This is a genomic window from Pseudomonas sp. KH_017 (genome assembly GCF_057840285.1).
Genome location: NZ_CM174509.1, coordinates 5,469,797 through 5,489,305, shown reverse-complemented (window position 1 = coordinate 5,489,305; position 19,509 = coordinate 5,469,797). Strand labels below are relative to the sequence as shown.

The following is a 19,509-nucleotide window of genomic DNA, read 5'->3' as shown; positions in this document are numbered from 1 at the left end:
ACTGCTTTCGCGAGCAAGCCCGCTCCCACATTGGATAGTGCTAATTAATTGCCGCGTTTACTGGTGATCTGCTTCAGCCGATTACCTTCGAACCGCAAGTATTGATACATCCCGCCATTCGGTCCGTAGGTCCATTCCTCGACCTGAAATTCCTCACGCCGATCTGCACTGCGTTTGTAACCCAGCAGGTCGCGACTGACCGGTTCACCGCATTTCTGCAAAACCTCACTCGAGCGATCGCCGACGCTGATCAACTGGCTGCCACAGCGCAGGGTATCGGCCGCCCAGGCCTGACTGGCGGAGAGCGCCAGGATCAGGCCAGTCAGCTGCCGCCGCATCATCACTCGGCATCCAGATGCATCGGCGTCACCACGCGGCCGTCACTTTGCGCCTCGCCCAGATTGGCGTCGATGAAATACACCCGGTCATCTTCCAGCTGGGCCTTGTCGACCAGGTAATCCTTGATGCTGCTGGCGCGTTCCTGACCCAGTTGACGCAACAGCACGTCGCTGGAACTCCAGAACTTGATCACCTCGGCACGCATTTTCGCGGTGCGCTCTTCCTTGCCCAGGTCCTTCCATTCGGCAGGGGGCTGGGTTTTCAGGCGGGTGCGGTAGATACCTTCGAGCAGCGGGCCTTTTTCCCCGTCCGGCACTTCCAGCAACGAAGCCTGGGCCGGAACCTTGTCACCGCGGCGCTGGAGCATTTTGTAGTAGTTGTACTGGTATTCACGCTCCAGGCGTTGTTCGGCGATCAGCGGGCCATCGCTGCTCTGGGCGGCGGTGCCTTCGATTTCCAGGCGCAGGGCCGGGCGTTCCTTGAGTGCCTTGGACAGTTTGTCCAGGGCGCCTTCGGCGTCCTTGCCCAATTCACTGGAACCGGCTGCGAATGAAACGCTGCCCAGGTCTTCCGAGCCGCCACCGTTGACCAGCCCGCCAATGAGTTTGAACGGTGCTGCCGCGGTTTTGACGATCAGGTTGCGCAGGGTCTGCCAGATAATCGGCATGACGCTGAACTGAGGGTTGTTCAGGTCGCCGCTGACCGGCAGTTCGATGGAGATCTTGCCGTCGACGTCCTTGAGCAAGGCAATCGCCAGTTTCAGCGGCAAGCTCACGGCATCCGGGCTGTCGACTTTTTCACCCAGTTGCAGTTGTTCGACCACCACTTTGTTTTCAGCTTTGAGCTGACCCTTGGTGATCTGGTAGTGCAGGTCGAGATTGAGCCGGCCCTTGCGGATACGGTAGCCGGCGAACTTGCCGGAGTAGGGCGTCAGCGTGGTCAGCTCCACGCGTTTGAAGCTGGTGGCGATGTCGAGACTGGCCATCGGGTCGAACGGATTGACCGAGCCCTTGATGGTCACCGGCGCGTAGCGATCGACCTTGCCCTTGACGTCGACACCGGCCGGTTTCGGCTGGCGGCTGTCGATGGTGCCGATCTGCCCGTTGAGTTGCTGGATGGCGGTGGCGAAGTTCGGGGTCAGGCTGAAGTCGGCGAAGTTGGCCGAACCGTCATTGATGAAAATGCCGCCGATGTGGATGCCCAATGGTTTTTCATTGCTGGCCGGTTTGCTCGCCACCGGTTTTGCCCCGGAGTCCGCCGGCTGGGGAATCAGCAGGTCATCGATGTTGGTGGTGCGATCATCGTTGATCATGAAACGCGCATAGGGCTGGAGCAGGTTGATCTTGTCGATCGACAGGCTGTCCCCATGCTGATAGTTCAGACCTTCGACCACGACCTGTTGCCACTTGAGGAAGTCGCGGGTTTTCAGGGTGTCCAGGGTATGCAACTGATCAACCTGGGCGCGGCCGGTGACGCTGAACGCCAGGGGGGCGGTGCTTTTCAGGTCGACCGCCAGATCACTGCCGAGCATGCCGCTGCGCAGCTCCAGGCGAATGAACGGCGTGATGTAGGACTGGGCAACCCGCAGGTCGATGTCCTTGGTCTGTACCTTCAGTCTGGCGCTGACCGGGGCCAGGTTGACCTCGCCGTCGGCCATGATCTTGCCTTGCTTGCCCACGCCGGTATCGAGCTTGAGGGTAAAGGGTGAACCGTTGAGGCTGTCGAAATTCTGCAGGTCGAGGTTCAGCGGAGCCAGATCCAGGGCGACGGGAGGCTGTGCCTTGCGGTCAGCCAGATGCACCTGGTAATCGCGCAACTGCACATCCTTGAGCAACACCTGCCAGGGTTTGTCTGGGGCGGTCGGTTCAGGTTTCGGTGAGTCTGCCGCCGCCGGAGTGCTGGCCGGTTCGGCATCCGCCTTGGCTTTGGCAGCGGGTTTTGACGGTTGGCTGGCGAACAGTTTCTGCCAGTCGAGTTGGCCGTCCGATTCCAGCGCGGCCCAGGTTTCCAGTTTGTGGCTGCGGATCTTGCCGACCACCACTTGCTGTTTGGCCAGGTCCACGGTGGTTTCGCTGACGTCCAAGCGCTCGAGTTTCACCAGCGGCCGGCCATCCGGGGCCTTGATCGCGAAGGGTGCAATGTTGACCGCTACATTGCTCAGCAGCAGCTCGGTTTCCTTGGCCAGGCTGAATTTGTAGTCGGTACTGATGCTCATGACGCCGTTTTCGAGGTCTAGTGGCACGGCGTCGCGCACATAGGGCCAAAAGGCTTTCATCTTGCCATCAGTGATTTTCAGCTTACCTTCGGAAGCGATCGGGATCAGGCTGAAGTTGCCGGTCCAGTCGATCTGTCCGCCATTGGGGCCGACGGCCACCAAGGTCATGTCGGCGCTGTCATCGGGCAGGGTGCTGAGGTTCTTCAGCTCGAAATCGAGTGTGTCGTAGACAAACTCGATGGGCTCGCTGGGCCGGGCATCTTCAAAGTGCACGGCGCCGCCGGCCAGTTTGATCCGCTCGATGCGTAGCGGAAACGGCTTGGCATCCGGGTCGGCGGGTGTGGGCTCGCTCGCTGGCAGTTTGAACAGCCCCAGCAGATTGAGTTTGCCGTCCTTGCTGAACAGGATTTCGGTCTTGGGCTTGTCCAGTTCGACATCGGACAGGTGCACCGCCTTGGTCCACAGGCTGTCGAGTTGCAGATTGGCATACAGTCGTTCGAAACCGACCTGCTCCTTGCCGGGCTCGCCGATATTCAAGCCCCAAAGGGTCAGTTCAAGGCTGAACGGATTGAATTCGATTCGCTGGATCGTGGCGGGTGTGGTGGCGTAGTTGGCCAGTTGCTGGTTGGCAACGCGCAACGCGACACCCGGTAAAATCAGAAAACCCAGCAAGCTGTAGAGGGCCAGAGCAGTCAACAAGGCGCCGATGGCGCGAATCAATCCTTTGTACATGTGCGGCTTCATCTGTCTGGATCGGAGTGCCTTGGAGTATGGCACGCGTTTCCGGTTCCCAAGTGATTGGACTGATCAGGAAGTTTCAGATTTCTCCCACAGCGGTCAGAGCTGCAGAATCAGGGTTTTCAGCGGTGGTTGCTGATCCATCGACAGGAAGTCGGCGCCCGGTTTCATCACGCTCCACTCACGCACCGGCCGCCCGGCCTTCTCTGCGCAACGCAAAACCTGCTCGCGCCAGTCGTCCATGCTGACTTTCGCCAGGTTGTTGCAGCAGATCAGCACGCCGTTGTCGGCGGTGGTCAGCAGGGCCGGTTTGAGCAGGCTCTGGTAGTCGCGCAGCAGGTCGACGGTGCCGAATGCGCTCTTGGCCCAGGCCGGAGGGTCGAGCAGTACCAGATCGTACTGGCGCTGTTCCAGGCGCGGATAGCTCGGCAGTTTTTGCCCGCGGCGCTGGCTGATCGGCAGGCCGGCCAGTTGGCGAATGGCCGGGAAGTAGTCGGACTGGATAAATTCCATGGTCGGCAACTGCGGGTTGAGTTGGCCGTTCTCCCGACCGACCGCCAGATTGCCTTCGGCGAAGTCCAGGTTGCACACCTCGCGCGCACCACCGGCAGCGGCACTGAGGCCGACACCACAGGTGTAGGCGAACAGGTTCAGTACGCTTTTGTTCTTGCTGTGATCCTTGACCCAGCCGCGGGTGTTGCGCAGGTCGAGGAACAGCAGCGGGTCTTGTCCGGCATGGCGACCCCGTACCCGATAGTTCAGGCCCCATTCGTGGCCAACCAGGTCTTGCAGGGCGGCTTCGTCGGCGCGGTAGACGATGTCTTCGCGGTCGATGCGCGAGTTGCCGCGGGAGCGGTCGTTGTAGACCAGCAGGGTGTCAAAACCCAGGTGTTGATTGATCGCTTCGTGCAGTTGCAGCAGCGTCTCGCGCTCCAGCGCCTGGTGGAAACTCTGCACCAGCAATTGCGGGCCGTAGCGGTCGATGGTCAGGCCCCCGGCACCTTCCTGGCTGCCGTGGAACAGGCGATAGCAATCGGTCCCCTGGCTGTGCAACTCCGCCAGCAGATCCTGGCGACGTTCGAGGGCGGCGCGCAGCGCCTGATTCAAGGAAGACATGCTGGGCGCCTTGCAGGAGGGAATTGGGCGCGGGAGTTTAACAGTTTTGGCACGGAACCGAGGTGCTGCCTTCGCGAGCAAGCCCGCTCCCACATCGGATTTTCTGTGAACATAAAACTCGCGTTCGACATAGATCCAATGTGGGAGCGGCGGTGCGACGACTCGACTTGCTCGCGAAGCTTTTGATCTTTGTTCTTTCTAAGTAATCCCCATCCGTCGTTTAGCCCGCTGCACCGACCCATTACGCACGGCCCAGCGCAGCATCGGCGCACTGCGATTGACGCTGGCGCGGATCAGCTTGCGTTGCAGCGGGTTCTGGCTGACACCGAGCATATCGCTGGCCCAGTCCGGCAGCAGATCGATCCCGGCCTGCATCATCAAACCGCCAAACGGCTTGGCCAGGCGACTGGGGGAGGGGGCGTTCAGCAACAGGCGCATGACTTCGCGACTGCGTTCGTCGCACAGCAAATGTGGACGCATGCGCTCGAGGTAGTCGGCAATTTCCTGCCGCGAACGGGGCACATCCCTAGCTCCGAGGCGCTCGGCAACCAGGGCAATTTCAGCGTAGTAGCGATCCTGATCGACCAGCGACAGGTGCGGATTGCGATAGCGCAAATGCGCGGCCAGGAAGTTGCTGACTTCCGCCACATGCACCCACGTCAGCAATTGGGGATCGCTGGCGGCGTAGGCGCGTCCGTCCGGTGCCGTGCCGGTGATCTGCAAATGGATGGTGCGGACTTTTTCGATCAGCCAGTCGGCATCCTGTCGAGAACCGAAGGTGGTGCCGGAGATGAACTGCCCGGTGCGGCGCAAGCGGCCGAGCATGTCTTCACGGAAATTCGAATGGTCCCAGACCCCGGCCAATGCCAGAGGATGCAGGGCTTGCAGCATCAGGGCACTGATGCCACCGATCAGCATGCTGCTGAAATCGCCATGGACTTGCCAGCTCACCGAGTCCGGCCCGAACAGGCCGGGGTCGCCCTTGGGGTTTTCCAGATCGAGTTTGCCCAGGGACAAACCGGTCAGGCTCATGATCTGGGTTTCGATGCGGGTGCGGATGAATTCCATGGCCACTCTGTAATTCTGTAGGAGCGAGCTTGCTCGCGATGGACGTTAACAATAACGCGTGCTTCCTGAATATACGCGGCGCGTCGGCGTTCATCGCGAGCAAGCTCGCTCCTACTTCAGGCGCTTGTCGATCAGCCCTTGCACCACGCTCGGGTCAGCCAGGGTCGAAGTATCACCCAGGCTGTCCAGTTCGTTGCAGGCGATCTTGCGCAGAATGCGCCGCATGATCTTGCCTGAGCGGGTTTTCGGCAAGGCCGGGGCCCACTGGATCAAGTCCGGTTTGGCGAAACTGCCAATTTCCTGGCTGACGAGGGCCAGCAATTCTTTCTTCAGTTCATCGTTGGTTTCGGCGCCGTTCATGGGCGTGACGAAGACGTATATGCCCTGGCCCTTGATGTCGTGGGGGTAACCGACCGCAGCGGCCTCGGCGATGCTCTCGTGCAGCACCAGGGCGCTTTCCACTTCGGCGGTGCCGATACGGTGGCCGGATACGTTGATCACATCGTCGATGCGCCCGGTGATCCAGTAGTCGCCATCTTCATCGCGCCGCGCGCCGTCACCGGTGAAGTAGTAGCCGGGGTAGGGCTTGAAGTAGGTGTCGACCATGCGTTGCGGGTCGCGATAAACGCTGCGGATCTGCGCCGGCCAGCTGGACTTTATGGCCAGTACGCCGCTGCCGGCACCTTTGATTTCCCTGCCTTGCTCGTCGAGCAATACCGGTTGCACGCCGAACATCGGTTGTGTCGCACAACCCGGCTTGATCCGCTGGGCACTGACCAGCGGGCTGAGCATGATGCCGCCGGTTTCGGTCTGCCACCAGGTATCGACGATCGGGCAACGCTCTTCGCCGACTGCATGGAAATACCATTCCCAGGCTTCCGGGTTGATCGGCTCGCCGACCGTGCCGAGTAGCCTGATGCTGGCGCGGGATGTTTGCTTCAACGGTTCGGGGCCTTCGCGCATCAGTGCGCGCAGGGCCGTCGGGGCGGTGTAGAAAATGTTCACCTTGTGCTTGTCGATCACCTGCCAGAAGCGCGAGGTGCTCGGGTAGCTCGGCACACCTTCGAAGATCAGCGTGGTCGCGCCATTGGCCAGCGGACCGTAGACGATGTAGCTGTGGCCAGTGACCCAGCCGACGTCGGCGGTGCACCAGAAGACTTCGCCGTCGCGGTAGTCCAGCACGTACTTGAAGGTCATCGCTGCTTGCAGCAGGTAGCCACCGGTGGTGTGCAGCACGCCCTTGGGCTTGCCGGTGCTGCCGGAGGTGTAGAGGATGAACAGCGGGTCTTCGGCGTCCATCGGCTCGGGCGGGCAATCGGTGCTGGCTTCGCTCAGGGCCTGCTGGTACTTGATGTCCCGTCCTTCGACCCGGTTCACCGGCCCCTTGGTGCGCTCGACCACCAGCACGGTACTCACGTCCGGGCAGCTTCGCAGCGCCTTGTCGACGTTCTGCTTGAGTGGCACGACCTTGCCGCCGCGCACGCCTTCGTCCGCGGTAATCACGGTGCGGCAGTCGGCGTCGAGAATGCGGTCACGCAACGATTCCGGGGAGAAGCCGCCGAACACCACCGAGTGCACCGCGCCGATGCGGGTACAGGCCAGCATGGCGTAGGCCGCCTCGGGAATCATCGGCAGGTAGATGCACACGCGGTCGCCTTTTTTCACGCCACGGCTTTTTAGTACATTGGCCAGGCGGCAGACGTTTTCATGCAGTTTTTTGTAGGTGATCGATGTCGAGTCGGCAGGGTCGTCGCCTTCCCAGATGATGGCAACCTGATCGCTGCGTTTCTCCAGGTGCCGATCGATGCAGTTGTAGCTGACGTTCAATTGCGCGCCGGCAAACCAGCTGGCTTCACCGGTTTTCAGGTTGTAGCGCTGGACGGTTTCCCAAGGCGCGCTCCAGTCGAGAAAACGCGTGGCCTGTTCGGCCCAGAAGGTGCTGGGGTGTTCGACGGATTGGCGGTACATGCGCTGATAGTCGTCTTGACTCAATTGTGCAGCCCGGCGGACGGCATCGGCTTTGGGGAACGTGCTGATATCGAACATGACGGTTCCTTATTCTTGTTTTGCGACAAAGATTAAGATGCGCCGAGAGGTCAATGGGTTCAAGTCAGATGCAAAACAACTGTGGGAGCGGGCTTGCTCGCGAAGACGGTGGTTCAGTCAACAAGGATGTTGAATGTACCGGCCTCTTCGCGAGCAAGCCCGCTCCCACATTGGATATTCGTTGCCCACAGAGTTAGTACTCAATACACACTCTGTGGGCAGGCTTCAAATCACCCGCGGTGACGACCACGGAAGTAATTGATCAGCCCTTGGGTCGAGGCATCTTCGGCCGGGGTTTCTTCGCTGCCGACCAGGCGGTTGTAGACGCCTTTGCCCAGCTCTTTGCCCAGTTCCACTCCCCACTGGTCGAAGGCATTGATGCCCCAGATCACGCTTTGCACGAAGACTTTGTGTTCGTACATCGCCACCAGAGCGCCGAGGCGACGCGGGCTGATGCGTTCGACCACCAGGGTGTTGCTCGGACGGTTGCCCGGGATCACCTTGTGCGGCGCGAGTTTGTGTACCTCGGCTTCACTCATGCCTTTGTCGCGCAGCTCGGCTTCGGCCTCACCAAGGGTCTTGCCGAGCATCAGCGCCTGGCTCTGCGACAGACAGTTGGCGTACAGCCACTGGTGGTGGTCGGACACCGGGTTGAAGCTGACGATCGGCACGATGAAGTCGGCCGGGATCAGTTGGGTGCCCTGGTGCAGCAACTGGTGGTAGGCGTGTTGACCGTTGCAGCCAACGCCGCCCCAGATCACCGGCCCGGTGTCGGTGGACACTGGCTTGCCGTCCTGGCGCACGCTCTTGCCGTTGGACTCCATGTCCAGCTGTTGCAGGTGCTTGGTGATGTTACGCAGGTAGTGATCGTACGGCAGGATCGCGTGGCTTTGCGCGCCCCAGAAGTTGCCGTACCACACCCCGAGCAAGGCCAGCAGCACTGGCATGTTCTGTTCGAACGGCGCGCTCTGGAAGTGCTGGTCCATGGTGTAGGCACCGGACAGCAATTCCTTGAAGTTGGACATGCCGATGGCCAGGGCAATCGGCAAACCGATGGCCGACCACAGCGAGTAGCGCCCGCCGACCCAGTCCCACATCGGGAAGATGTTTTCTTCGCGGATGCCGAACGCTACCGCGGCGGCGTTGTTGCTCGATACCGCGATGAAGTGGCGATACAGCTCTGCTTCCGAACCACCCTGGGCCAGATACCAGGCACGGGCAGCCTGGGCGTTCTTCAGGGTTTCGAGGGTGTTGAAGGATTTCGACGAGACGATGAACAGCGTGGTCTCGGCGCGCAGCTTCATGGTCAGTTCGTGGAACTCGCTGCCGTCGATGTTCGCCAGGTAATGGCAACGCACGCCTTTCTGGGCGTAGGACAACAGCGCTTCGGACACCAGCTCAGGGCCGAGGAACGAGCCGCCGATGCCGATGTTCACCACGTCGGTGATCGGCTTCTCGGTGTAACCGCGCCACAGACCATCGTGGATACGGCCGACGAGGTCGGTGATCTGGTTCAGCACCTTGTGCACTTCGGGCATCACGTTGACGCCGTTGACCGACAGCTTGTCGCCAACCGGGCGGCGCAGGGCCGTGTGCAGGGCCGGACGGCCTTCGGAAGAGTTGACGATTTCGCCGTCGAACAGCGACTTGATCGCGCCCTTGAGGTCGACTTCGTTGGCCAGGCCCACCAGCAGATTGCGGGTCTCGGCGTTGATCAGGTTTTTCGAATAGTCGAGAAACAGGCCGCAGCTGCTGAGGGTGAATTGAGTAAAACGCTGCGGATCGGCATTGAAGGCTTCGCGCATGCTGAAATCCTGCATGGCTTGGCGGTGGTCATTCAGCGCTTGCCAGGCAGGCAGAGCGGTAACGTCGTGAGGAGTGCGGTAATACGCCATCGCTGCGGGTTTCCTTATTACTTGAACGGCCTTTTGAACACTAAAAATCCCGGAGCGCTATGGATGGGCGTTCCGGTCAACTGCGTCGACACGATTTCATGGCGCAGGGCGGATACAGTAAACCCCGCGCAATGATCTGTCTTGACTTTGTCTGACCTGTTTCCGGTACTTTTTTAACACCAAAGTTAGGAACGGTCCGACAAACGGAAGAGACAGGACTCGGATCAGGCGACCTGGACCGGAATGGCATTGCTGGTGTGGCTCAATTCATTGCCCGGTGCCATGTAGAGCATGCGCGGCTTGAAGTTGAGCAGTTCGGCTTCGCTGTAATGAGCGTAAGCGCAGATGATCACGCGATCGCCAACCTTGGCCTTGTGCGCGGCGGCGCCGTTGACCGAGATCATGCGCGAACCTTCTTCACCACGGATGGCGTAGGTGGTGAAGCGCTCGCCGTTGTCGACGTTGTAGATCTGGATCTGTTCGTACTCACGGATGCCGGACAGGTCCAGCCATTCACCGTCGATGGCGCAGGAGCCTTCGTAATCGAGTACAGCGTGGGTGACTTCGGCGCGATGCAGCTTGGCTTTGAGCATGATGGCGTGCATGAGTATTTCCCAGGTCGGAATCGAACGGCGGGCAGTTTGCCCGAAGGGTTTGTGGGCGGCAATACAGCCTGTTCGGGCGCAGCGGCCCCCTGTGGGAGCAAGCTCGATCCCACAGGGTTTTTCGGTGTTTAGTTTGGCGAGTCGAGGTTCAGGTGCAGGTTGTCGATCAACCGCGTCGTACCGAGGAACGCCGCCACCAGAATCACCAGGTCACGATCCTGCGCCGTCGCCGGGCGCAAGGTCAGGGCATGGCGAATTTCCAGATAGTCAGGACGCAGGCCGGCTGTTTCGAGCTGTTTGATCTGCGTGCCGATCAGCGCCGGGTAGTCGCGTTCACCCTGCTTGATCGCCTCGCCGATCGCTTTCAGCGTGCGGTAGACAACCGGTGCCACAGCGCGTTGCTCTTCGCTGAGGAAACCGTTGCGCGAGGACAGTGCCAGGCCATCGGTTGCGCGAACAGTGGGCTCACCGATGATCTGGATCGGCATGTTCAGGTCATGAACCAGTGCGCGTATCACCGCCAGTTGCTGGAAGTCTTTCTCGCCGAAAATCGCCAGGTCCGGCTGGACCATGTTGAACAGCTTGCTGACCACCGTCGCCACGCCTTCGAAGTGACCCGGACGGCTGGCGCCGCACAGTCCTTCGGACAATTGCGGGACACTGACGCGGGTCTGGCCGGCCATGCCGTCTGGGTACATATCTTCAACAGCCGGGGCAAACAACAGATGGCAGCCGGCCTGGAGGAGTTTCTCCTGGTCGGCGGCGAGGGTGCGCGGGTACTTGTCGAGGTCTTCGCCAGCACCGAATTGCAGCGGGTTGACGAAAACGCTCGCAACCACGAAGTCCGCCCGTTGGGAGGCCTTGGTCACCAGCGCCACGTGGCCGCTGTGCAGGTTGCCCATGGTTGGCACAAAGGCGATACGCTTGCCTTCGCCACGGGCACGGGCCACGGCGGCCCGCAGTTCGCGTACGGTTTTTACGGTGTTCATGCAGAAAATCCGTGTTCGATCCCAGGGAAAGTTGCCGCTTTGACTTCAGTCACGTAGGCATTCAATGCAGCGTCAATGCTGGTCTGGCCAGTCATGAAGTTTTTCACGAATTTCGGCACGCGGCCGGTAATGGACAGCCCCAGCATGTCGTGCAGAACCAGCACCTGGCCATCGGTGCGATTGCCGGCGCCAATACCAATCACCGGAATCTTCACCGCCTGGGTGATTTCTTCCGCCAGTTCGCTCGGGACGCACTCGAGCAGCAGCATTGCCGCGCCAGCCTGCTCCAGGGCGATCGCGTCGGCACGCATCTGCCGCGCCTGGTTTTCATTACGGCCCTGGACCTTGTAGCCGCCAAGGATGTTCACCGATTGCGGCGTCAGGCCCATGTGCGCGCAGACAGGGATGCCGCGCTCGGCCAGCAGGCGGATCGAATCGGCCAGCCACAACGCCCCTTCAACCTTGACCATGTGCGCACCGGCCTGCATCAGCAGGGCGCTGTTGGTCATGGCTTGCTCGGTAGTGGCGTAGGCCATGAAAGGCAGGTCGGCGAGGATCAGGGCATCGCTGTTACCGCGTTTGACGGCGGCCACGTGATAAGCCATTTCTGCAGTGGTGACAGGCAAGGTGCTGTCGTGACCCTGCAAAACCATGCCGAGGGAGTCGCCCACCAGCAGCACTTCGACGCCGGCCTGGTTGCAGGCGTGGGCGAAGGTCGCGTCGTAGCAGGTCAGCATGGTGATTTTTTCACCTTTTTGCTTCAGACCTTGCAGGGTGGTCAGGGTGATGGCTGGCATGAAAAGTTCCTCATTCAGGCGCTGTGGAAACTACTGCGAGTAACGCGCGTGATTCTTCGTTGAATACAGGCGCACGCTCTTTCGTCGTGCTTTTAAGGCCTGGATTGCGCCCTTGAACGCCGTGTAGGCGGCAGCGGGACGCCTATAGTCGTGAGGAGAACGAGGGAAGTCAATTGCGTGTGTTACCGCATTGTTACGGGTGGGGTGTTACCGGGGTAACTGATGCGATTCAGCAGGTTTGTTCGATTTGGCGGTTGGCTGCACTTTTGTGTTCGCCACAAACCAATGTGGGAGCGGGCTTGCTCGCGAAGGGGACATCACATTCAACATTAATGTTGATTGATACACCGCTTTCGCGAGCAAGCCCGCTCCCACAGGGGATTTTTGTCACGTCGGGAGGAGGCGTTCCAGGCCGACGAACGGGCATGCCTTGAGCAGTTCGGCCAAGGTCCGGCTATCGGCCAGGCGCAGATCCGCAGGTGCCAGTTCCGCCAGCGGATACAGCACGAAGGCCCGTTCCTGCATGTGGTAATGGGGAACCTTAAGGCGCGGTTCGTCGATCAGGCGATCACCGAACAGCAAGATGTCGAGGTCCAGCGTGCGTGGCCCCCAGCGCTCAAGGCGCTCACGACCCTGGCCGTTTTCGATGGCCTGCAAGGCATCCAGAAGGTCCAGCGGCGCCAGCGTACTGTCGAGAGCAGCCACCGCATTGGTGTAGCGCGGTTGTCCGGGTAGCAGCGAGTCGCTTTGATAAAACGCAGAAACCCCGACCAGTTCCGATTGCGGCAACTGCGCCAGCGCCTCGACGGCGCTGCGCAATTGGTCGGCGGGGTCAGCCAGGTTGCTGCCCATGCCGATGTAAATGCGTTCCATGGATTACTCGCCCGTGGTGCTCGAAGCGCCGGCGGCGCGTTTGCGCTTGGAACCACCGCTGCGGCGACGCTTGCGCGGGGCGCCGGTGCCTTCTTCCTTGCCGCTGAGGTCGCGAATCATGTCGCGACGCTCACTTTCGTTGGCGTCCTGATAGTCCGTCCACCATTCGCCCAGGCCATCGGTCTGCTCGCCGGCGCTTTCGCGTAGCAGCAGGAAGTCGTAGCCGGCACGGAAGCGCGGATTGTCCAGCAACAGATCGGCACGCTTGCCGCTGCGGCGGGGCAGGCGTTCCTGCATGTCCCAGATCTCGCGGATCGGCATGGTGAAGCGTTTCGGAATCGCGATGCGCTGGCACTGCTCGGCAATCAACTCGTGCGCCGCTTCCTGCATCGCCGGAATCGGCGGCATGCCACGCTCCTGCAGGCGCAGGACGCGGGCCGGCAGGGCAGGCCAGAGCAGGGCTGCAAACAGGAATGCCGGGGTTACCGGTTTGTTCTGCTTTATCCGCAGGTCGGTATTGATCAGGGCTTCGCTGATCAGGGTGTGGGTGTACGTCGGGTTGTATTCCAGTGCTTCGGCGCTGGCTGGGAACAGTGGATCGAACAACTGCAGGTCGACCAGCATTTCAAACGTATCGGCGGCATGGCCGGAGAGGAACAGCTTGAGCACCTCTTCGAACAGGCGGGCCGACGGGATCTCGCGCAGCATCGGCGCCAGGCCGCGGATCGGCAAGGCGCTGTGTTTTTCGATGCCGAAGTTCAGCTTGGCGGCGAAACGCACGGCCCGCAGCATCCGTACCGGGTCTTCCTGGTAGCGTTGCGTCGGATCGCCGATCAGGCGGATCAGGTGATTGCGGATGTCGTGTACGCCGTTGGCGTAGTCGAGGATGCGTTCGCTGACCGGATCGTAATACAGGGCATTGATGGTGAAGTCGCGACGTTGCGCGTCTTCTTCCAGGGTGCCGTAGACGTTATCGCGCAAGATGCGCCCGCTTTCGTTGCGCGAAGACTGATTGCTGTCTTCCTCGTCTTCATTTTGCGGGTGATTGGCGCGGAAAGTCGCGACTTCGATGATTTCGCGGCCGAAGTGGATGTGCACCAGTTTGAACCGGCGCCCGATGATTCGCGCGTTACGGAATTCGGCCCGTACCTGCTCGGGTGTGGCGCTGGTGGCAACGTCGAAATCTTTCGGTGTGATACCCAGCAGCATGTCGCGCACGCAACCGCCCACCAGGTAAGCCTGATAACCGGCGTTCTGCAGGCGTTCAACGATATTCACCGCGTAGCGGCTGAATTGCGCCTTCTGCAGCGAGTGTTGGCCGCTGTTGAGCACTTCAGGCGTGCTGCGAATGTGTTGCGTAGGACGCTTGGGAGTACGGAATGACTGGAACAGCTTCTTCAGCATGGGATGCACTGTTTGAAGGAATATTCGGCCATAACAGAAGAATGACCGCATGATGGGCGGGGATTCTAGCATTTAGTCGGGGGATGGTGTAGGACACAGCAGATATGAGCTGTAGGCCGCGGGCTGTAGGAGCTAGCTTGCTCGCGATGGACGTGAACGATGGCGCGTTAAGCCAGATATTCACTACACCCTCAGGTTCTTCGCGAGCAAGCTCGCTCCTACAGGTGCAGAAACCACAAGGGGAGCCGAAGCTCCCCAAGAAGTAGTTGCATGCTCTATTTTTATTTTTGGTTTCGGGCTTCTTGTTTTTGTTGAGTGCCCTCGCCATGAAGCTTTCCTTCATGGCCCTCCCAATCGGGAGCCAAGAGCAAACGGATTGCTTTGGTCGCTGAATTGCGGTGATCTTTCGATCCAACCAGTACAGGCTCTGTCTTAAGACAGTTTTTTGTTGTTCTCGGCCTGGTCGTGGGGCAAGCCCCAAATACAACGCCTCTCCAAAAGAATCAGTTAGCTGCGCCTCTCGCCGTCTTGTTTTTATTGTGCGTGAGTCGATTCGTCTTATTTTTATTGTCTTGTGCATTGCTTGTTATTGTTCTTGTACCAAACATATAGCAGGGTGCGTGCCAACTTTTGCGAAACCCAATAAAACAAGGGGTTAGGCCGGTCGACAGGCATTTCGCGGGCCAAAAAAAGCCGGGGCTTCGTTACCGTAAGCCCCGGCTTCTGTTACGTGAAAAAGCTGAGGTAACAGTTTTTTCAGAAAGTCACGTGTTACCCGCACATGAGACAGGTACGGTTCAGCTTTCGCTGGCCACCCCGGTCTTGCGCCGCGGGATGCCCAGGCGCTGACGGCGCTCCCACAGGCATTTGCGGCTGACCCCGAGCTTGCGGGCCAACTCGGTTTCGGTCATGTGGTCCTGATGCTCGAGGACGAAATGCTGGAAGTAGTCTTCCAGGGAGAGGTCTTCGGTCGGTTCGTGGTTGCTGTTACTGGCGTTGCCGTTGCCCTGTTGTGGCGGCAGGCCAATGAACTCGTCGTCTTCCAGGTCGCCCAGTTCGATGTCGATGCCCAGCAGCTCGGCGGAAATTTCCGGGCTTTCGCACAGGATAACGGCGCGCTCGACGGCGTTTTCCAGTTCACGAACGTTGCCCGGCCAGGAGTAGTGACGAATGGCTTGCTCGGCGTCCGCGGCGAACTTCAGGTCGGTGCGGTTGATTCGCGCACTTTGCCGCGCCAGGAACGCATTGGCGATTTCGTTGACGTCCGCACCGCGTTCGCGCAGGGCTGGCAGTTTCAGCGCGATGACGTGGAGGCGGTAATACAAGTCTTCACGGAACTGGCCGATTTTCGCCAGGCTCTTGAGGTCGCGGTGAGTCGCCGCGATCAGGCGCACATCGACTTTTTGCGATTGCACCGAGCCCACGCGACGAATTTCGCCTTCCTGCAATACGCGCAGCAGGCGAGCCTGGGCTTCCAGTGGCAGTTCGCCGATTTCGTCGAGGAACAAGGTGCCGCCGTCCGCCGCTTCCACCAGGCCGGCGCGCCCGGCGCTGGCGCCAGTGAACGCGCCTTTTTCGTGGCCGAACAGTTCGGACTCGATCAGGCTTTCCGGAATGGCCGCGCAGTTCACCGAAATCATCGGCGCCTTGGCGCGTTTTGACAGGTTGTGCAGGGCGCGCGCCACCAGTTCTTTACCGGTACCCGATTCGCCCTGGATCAGAACGTTGGAATCGGTCGGTGCCACTTTGCGGATCTTGCCGTACAGGTCCTGCATCGGTGGGCACGAGCCAATAATGCCGATTTCACCGTTGCTGTTGTCGGTACCGGATTTTGCCGCGCCGTTGGCTGCTTTGCCGGCAACGGCCTCACCACTGGTTTGTACCGTTTGTCGGTCACGCAGGATTCGTGCGGCGGCTTGCAGCATTTCGTCGTGGTCGAATGGCTTGGCAATGTAATCCACTGCACCCATTTTCATCGAGTCGACTGCCGAGCGCAGGCTGGCATAGCTGGTCATGATCAGCACCGGCGTGCCCTGGGCGAGCTTGATCAGCTCCGTGCCGGGCGCGCCCGGCAGGCGCAGGTCACTGATGATCAGATCGAACGAGGGAATGGTGAAGCGTTCTTGTGCTTCCTGCACTGATCCGGCTTCGCTGACCTGGTACTGGTTACGTTCCAGCAGGCGGCGCAAGGCGGAGCGGATAATGGTTTCGTCTTCGACGATCAAAATGTGCGGCATTGATTCGATACTCTCGACGGTCTCAGTTCACAGCGGACGTCGCTTCGACATGACGCGGCAAAGTAACCCTGATTCGGGTGCCGCGTTGGCTTTGAACATCAGCCGGGCTGTCGATGGTGATTTGTCCATAATGCTCTTCAACGATGGAATAGACCAGTGCAAGGCCCAGACCGGTGCCTTCGCCAGGGTCCTTGGTGGTGAAGAAAGGTTCGAACAATCGGTCCATGATGCTCGACGGAATACCGCTGCCTTCGTCTTCCACGATCAGATCGACCGTGTGTTCGCCGGCTTCACTCTTGACCCGTACCGCACTGCCGGGAGGCGAGGCGTCACGGGCGTTTGATAGCAGGTTGATCAATACCTGGGCCAGCCGTTGCGGGTCGCCTTCGACCCAGTGTTCGGGGTCGCACAGGTTGTAGAACTGCACTTCGAAATTGCGCCGGTTCAGGGCCAGCAGGCCGATGGCATCCTGAGCCACTTCGGCCAGACAGACGGGCTCGTCGTTGTGCTGATGGCTGCCGGCATGGGCAAAGCTCATCAGCGACTGGACGATGCGCGACACGCGTTTGGTCTGCTCGAGGATCTGGCCGCTGATTTCCTTCAGCTCGCCGTCTTCTTCACGTTCTTCACGCAGGTTCTGCGCCAGGCACGCGATACCGGTGATCGGGTTGCCGATTTCATGGGCCACGCCGGCCGCCAGTCGACCGATGCTGGCCAGACGCTCGGAATGCACCAGTTTGTCCTCGAGCATCTGGGTTTCGGTCAAGTCTTCCACCAGCAACACCAAGCCGCTGTTGCCCGGCGCGAGGGGTTCGTCGATCGCCGCTTTGTGCAGGTTCAGCCAGCGTGTCTGGCCGTCGAGGGCCAGGTGCTGTTTGTGCAAGTGCTCGTCCGGCAGATTGATGAAGCCTTGCAACAGTTCTTTCCATGGGTCGGCAATGGTGCTCAGGCGCGAACCGACCACGCGCTGCGCGGCGATGCCGGTGAGTTCCTCCATGGCCTTGTTCCACATGAGGATTTCCTGATCCTTGGCCAGCGAGCAAACGCCCATCGGCAATTCCTGCAGGGTTTGGCGGTGATAGCGGCGCAGGGCATCGAGTTCGGCGGCCAGGCCGGTCAGGCGCGAGTGGTAGTCCTCGAGGCGGCTTTCAATGAAGTGAATGTCTTCGGTGACGTAGTTTTCACCGCCAGCCTTGTACGGCAGGAACGTCTCGACCATGTCCTGGGCCACGCTCGGGCCCATCAGGCCGGAGAGGTTGGCCTCGATGCGGTCACGCAAGCGGCGCAGGGCATACGGTCGGCGTTCGTCGAAAGGCAGATAGAGATCGCGCAGTGCCTGTTCCACTTCTTTCTGCGCCGCTTTTGCACCCAGTGGCTTGGCCAGTTGTGTGGCGAACTCCTGGGGTGAGGCGGCGTGCAGTTCCCGACGTTGCGGGCGGCGCACGTTATCCACGGCGCAGGCTTCGGCGGCGCTGGCCTCTTCGGTGCTGGCGTTGGTGAACAGCGAGATCAGGGTGAACATCAGTACGTTGGCTGCCAGCGAGGCAATCGCCGCCATGTGCCAGCTGGTGTCGTCCAGCACGTAGATCATGTTCAGCAGCGGAATGTAGAAGCCCTGCAGGTTGCCGACCAGCGGCAACAACATGGTCACCAGCCACACCAGGATCCCCGCCAGCAAGCCGGCGATGAAGCCGCGACGATTGGCGGTCGGCCAATACAGGACCGAGAGCACGCCCGGCAGGAACTGCAACGTGGCGACGAAAGCGACAATGCCGAGGTTGGCCAGGTCTTGCTCGGCACCGAGCATCAGGTAGAAGCCGTAGCCGGCCATGATGATCGCGACGATCAGCGCCCGGCGGGTCCACTTCAGCCAGCGGTAGATGTTGCCTTCGGCCGGTGGTTGATACAGCGGCAGCACCAGGTGGTTCAAGGCCATCCCGGACAGCGCCAGCGTGGTGACGATGATCAGGCCACTGGCGGCGGACAGCCCGCCGACATAGGCCAGCAACGCCAAAGCCTTGCTGTTGGCGGCAATGCCGATGCCCAGGGTGAAGTATTCCGGGTTGGTGGTGGCGCCGAGCTTCAGTCCTGCCCAGAGAATCAGCGGTACTGCCAGGCTCATCAGCAACAGGAACAACGGCAGGCCCCAGCTCGCGCTGACCAGCGAGCGCGGGTTGAGGTTCTCGGTAAAGGTCATGTGATACATGTGCGGCATCACGATCGCCGAGGCGAAGAACACCAGCAGCAGCGTACGCCACGGGCCTTCCTGCAACGGTGTGTGCAGGGCGGCGAGCGCGGTCTGGTTTTGCAGCAGCCACAGTTCAAGCTGTTGCGGGCCGTCGAACACGCCGTAAAGCGCATACAACCCGACACCGCCGAGGGCGATCAGCTTGATCACCGACTCGAAGGCAATCGCGAACACCAGGCCTTCATGCTTTTCGCGGGTGGCGATGTGGCGGGAGCCGAAGAAAATCGTGAACAGCGTAATCAGTGCGCAGAAGCTCAGGGCCACGCGATGCTGTACCGGCTCTCGGGTGAGGATACTGATGGAGTCGGCGACTGCCTGAATCTGCAAGGCCAGCAGCGGCAGTACGCCGACCAGCATGAAAATCGTGGTCAGCGCACCGGCCCAAGTACTGCGGAAGCGGAAGGCAAACAGGTCCGCCAGCGACGACAGTTGATAAGTGCGGGTGATCTTCAGGATCGGGTAGAGCAGCACCGGCGCCAACAGGAATGCCCCGGAAACGCCCAGGTAGCTGGACAAAAAGCCGTAGCCGTACTGATAGGCCAGGCCCACGGTGCCGTAAAACGCCCAGGCGCTGGCGTAGACGCCCAGCGACAGGGTGTAAGTCAGCGGGTGGCGAATGATCGCCCGGGGAATCATGCCCCGTTCGCTGATCCAGGCCACACCGAACAGCACCGCCAGGTACGCGGCGCTGATCAGGATCATCTGGGTCAGGCTAAAGCTCATCGGCATCTTTTTGGCTCTGCAGGATGAAGGTCACGACGATCAGAATCAGCCAGAGCAGATAAGGGCGATACCAGGCGCCAGTGGCGTCGATCCACCAATCCATGATGGCCGGGGAAAACAGGTAAATCCCCACTACCAAAAGCAGGACCAAGCGATAGATGTACATCCCGGCCTCTCTTTTTTTATGCGCGTGCCCGAAAACGTGCGGCGATGGTA

At 60.4% G+C, this 19,509-nt stretch carries 14 protein-coding genes; all 14 read right to left on the bottom strand.

Annotated features, from left to right (window positions below):
• Window positions 1-44 precede the first annotated feature (44 nt).
• Window positions 45-341, bottom strand: coding sequence for a DUF2845 domain-containing protein (locus tag AC3IT6_RS24950; protein WP_223446861.1), 297 nt, complete (start codon window positions 339-341; stop codon window positions 45-47).
• Entirely contained in the window at window positions 341-3,298 is a 2,958-nt protein-coding gene (locus tag AC3IT6_RS24945) for a DUF748 domain-containing protein (protein WP_489353460.1), read from the bottom strand. Before AC3IT6_RS24945 ends, AC3IT6_RS24950 begins: the two co-directional genes overlap by 1 nt.
• 93 nt (window positions 3,299-3,391) lie before the next feature.
• Complete coding sequence (locus AC3IT6_RS24940) at window positions 3,392-4,408, bottom strand: class I SAM-dependent rRNA methyltransferase (protein ID WP_489353459.1); 1,017 nt, start codon at window positions 4,406-4,408, stop codon at window positions 3,392-3,394.
• Between the two features lie 198 nt (window positions 4,409-4,606).
• Window positions 4,607-5,476, bottom strand: a complete 870-nt coding sequence (locus AC3IT6_RS24935; RefSeq protein WP_489353458.1) for an oxygenase MpaB family protein — start codon at window positions 5,474-5,476, stop codon at window positions 4,607-4,609.
• 111 nt (window positions 5,477-5,587) lie between these two features.
• Complete coding sequence (gene acs / locus AC3IT6_RS24930) at window positions 5,588-7,522, bottom strand: acetate--CoA ligase (protein WP_489353457.1); 1,935 nt, start codon at window positions 7,520-7,522, stop codon at window positions 5,588-5,590.
• A 230-nt stretch (window positions 7,523-7,752) separates the two neighbouring features.
• Complete coding sequence (gene pgi / locus AC3IT6_RS24925) at window positions 7,753-9,417, bottom strand: glucose-6-phosphate isomerase (protein ID WP_489353456.1); 1,665 nt, start codon at window positions 9,415-9,417, stop codon at window positions 7,753-7,755.
• Between the two features lie 224 nt (window positions 9,418-9,641).
• On the bottom strand, window positions 9,642-10,022 hold the full coding sequence (gene panD, locus AC3IT6_RS24920) for an aspartate 1-decarboxylase (RefSeq protein WP_003228271.1): 381 nt from the start codon (window positions 10,020-10,022) through the stop codon (window positions 9,642-9,644).
• A 128-nt stretch (window positions 10,023-10,150) separates the two neighbouring features.
• A complete protein-coding gene (panC, locus tag AC3IT6_RS24915; protein ID WP_489353455.1) occupies window positions 10,151-11,011 on the bottom strand; it encodes a pantoate--beta-alanine ligase in 861 nt (286 codons plus the stop codon).
• Complete coding sequence (gene panB / locus AC3IT6_RS24910) at window positions 11,008-11,808, bottom strand: 3-methyl-2-oxobutanoate hydroxymethyltransferase (protein ID WP_489353453.1); 801 nt, start codon at window positions 11,806-11,808, stop codon at window positions 11,008-11,010. The genes panC and panB overlap by 4 nt, the downstream gene beginning before the upstream one ends.
• 387 nt (window positions 11,809-12,195) lie before the next feature.
• The gene (folK, locus tag AC3IT6_RS24905) at window positions 12,196-12,681 is read right to left on the bottom strand and encodes a 2-amino-4-hydroxy-6-hydroxymethyldihydropteridine diphosphokinase (protein ID WP_489353451.1); all 486 of its coding nucleotides are present in this window, start codon (window positions 12,679-12,681) and stop codon (window positions 12,196-12,198) included.
• A 3-nt stretch (window positions 12,682-12,684) separates the two neighbouring features.
• Entirely contained in the window at window positions 12,685-14,085 is a 1,401-nt protein-coding gene (locus AC3IT6_RS24900) for a polynucleotide adenylyltransferase PcnB (protein WP_191624915.1), read from the bottom strand.
• A gap of 797 nt (window positions 14,086-14,882) precedes the next feature.
• Window positions 14,883-16,322, bottom strand: a complete 1,440-nt coding sequence (locus AC3IT6_RS24895; protein ID WP_489353449.1) for a sigma-54-dependent transcriptional regulator — start codon at window positions 16,320-16,322, stop codon at window positions 14,883-14,885.
• A gap of 22 nt (window positions 16,323-16,344) precedes the next feature.
• Window positions 16,345-19,299, bottom strand: coding sequence for a sensor histidine kinase (locus AC3IT6_RS24890; protein ID WP_223446840.1), 2,955 nt, complete (start codon window positions 19,297-19,299; stop codon window positions 16,345-16,347).
• The gene (locus AC3IT6_RS24885; RefSeq protein ID WP_003176118.1) at window positions 19,283-19,459 is read right to left on the bottom strand and encodes a hypothetical protein; all 177 of its coding nucleotides are present in this window, start codon (window positions 19,457-19,459) and stop codon (window positions 19,283-19,285) included. Before AC3IT6_RS24885 ends, AC3IT6_RS24890 begins: the two co-directional genes overlap by 17 nt.
• Window positions 19,460-19,509: the final 50 nt, after the last annotated feature.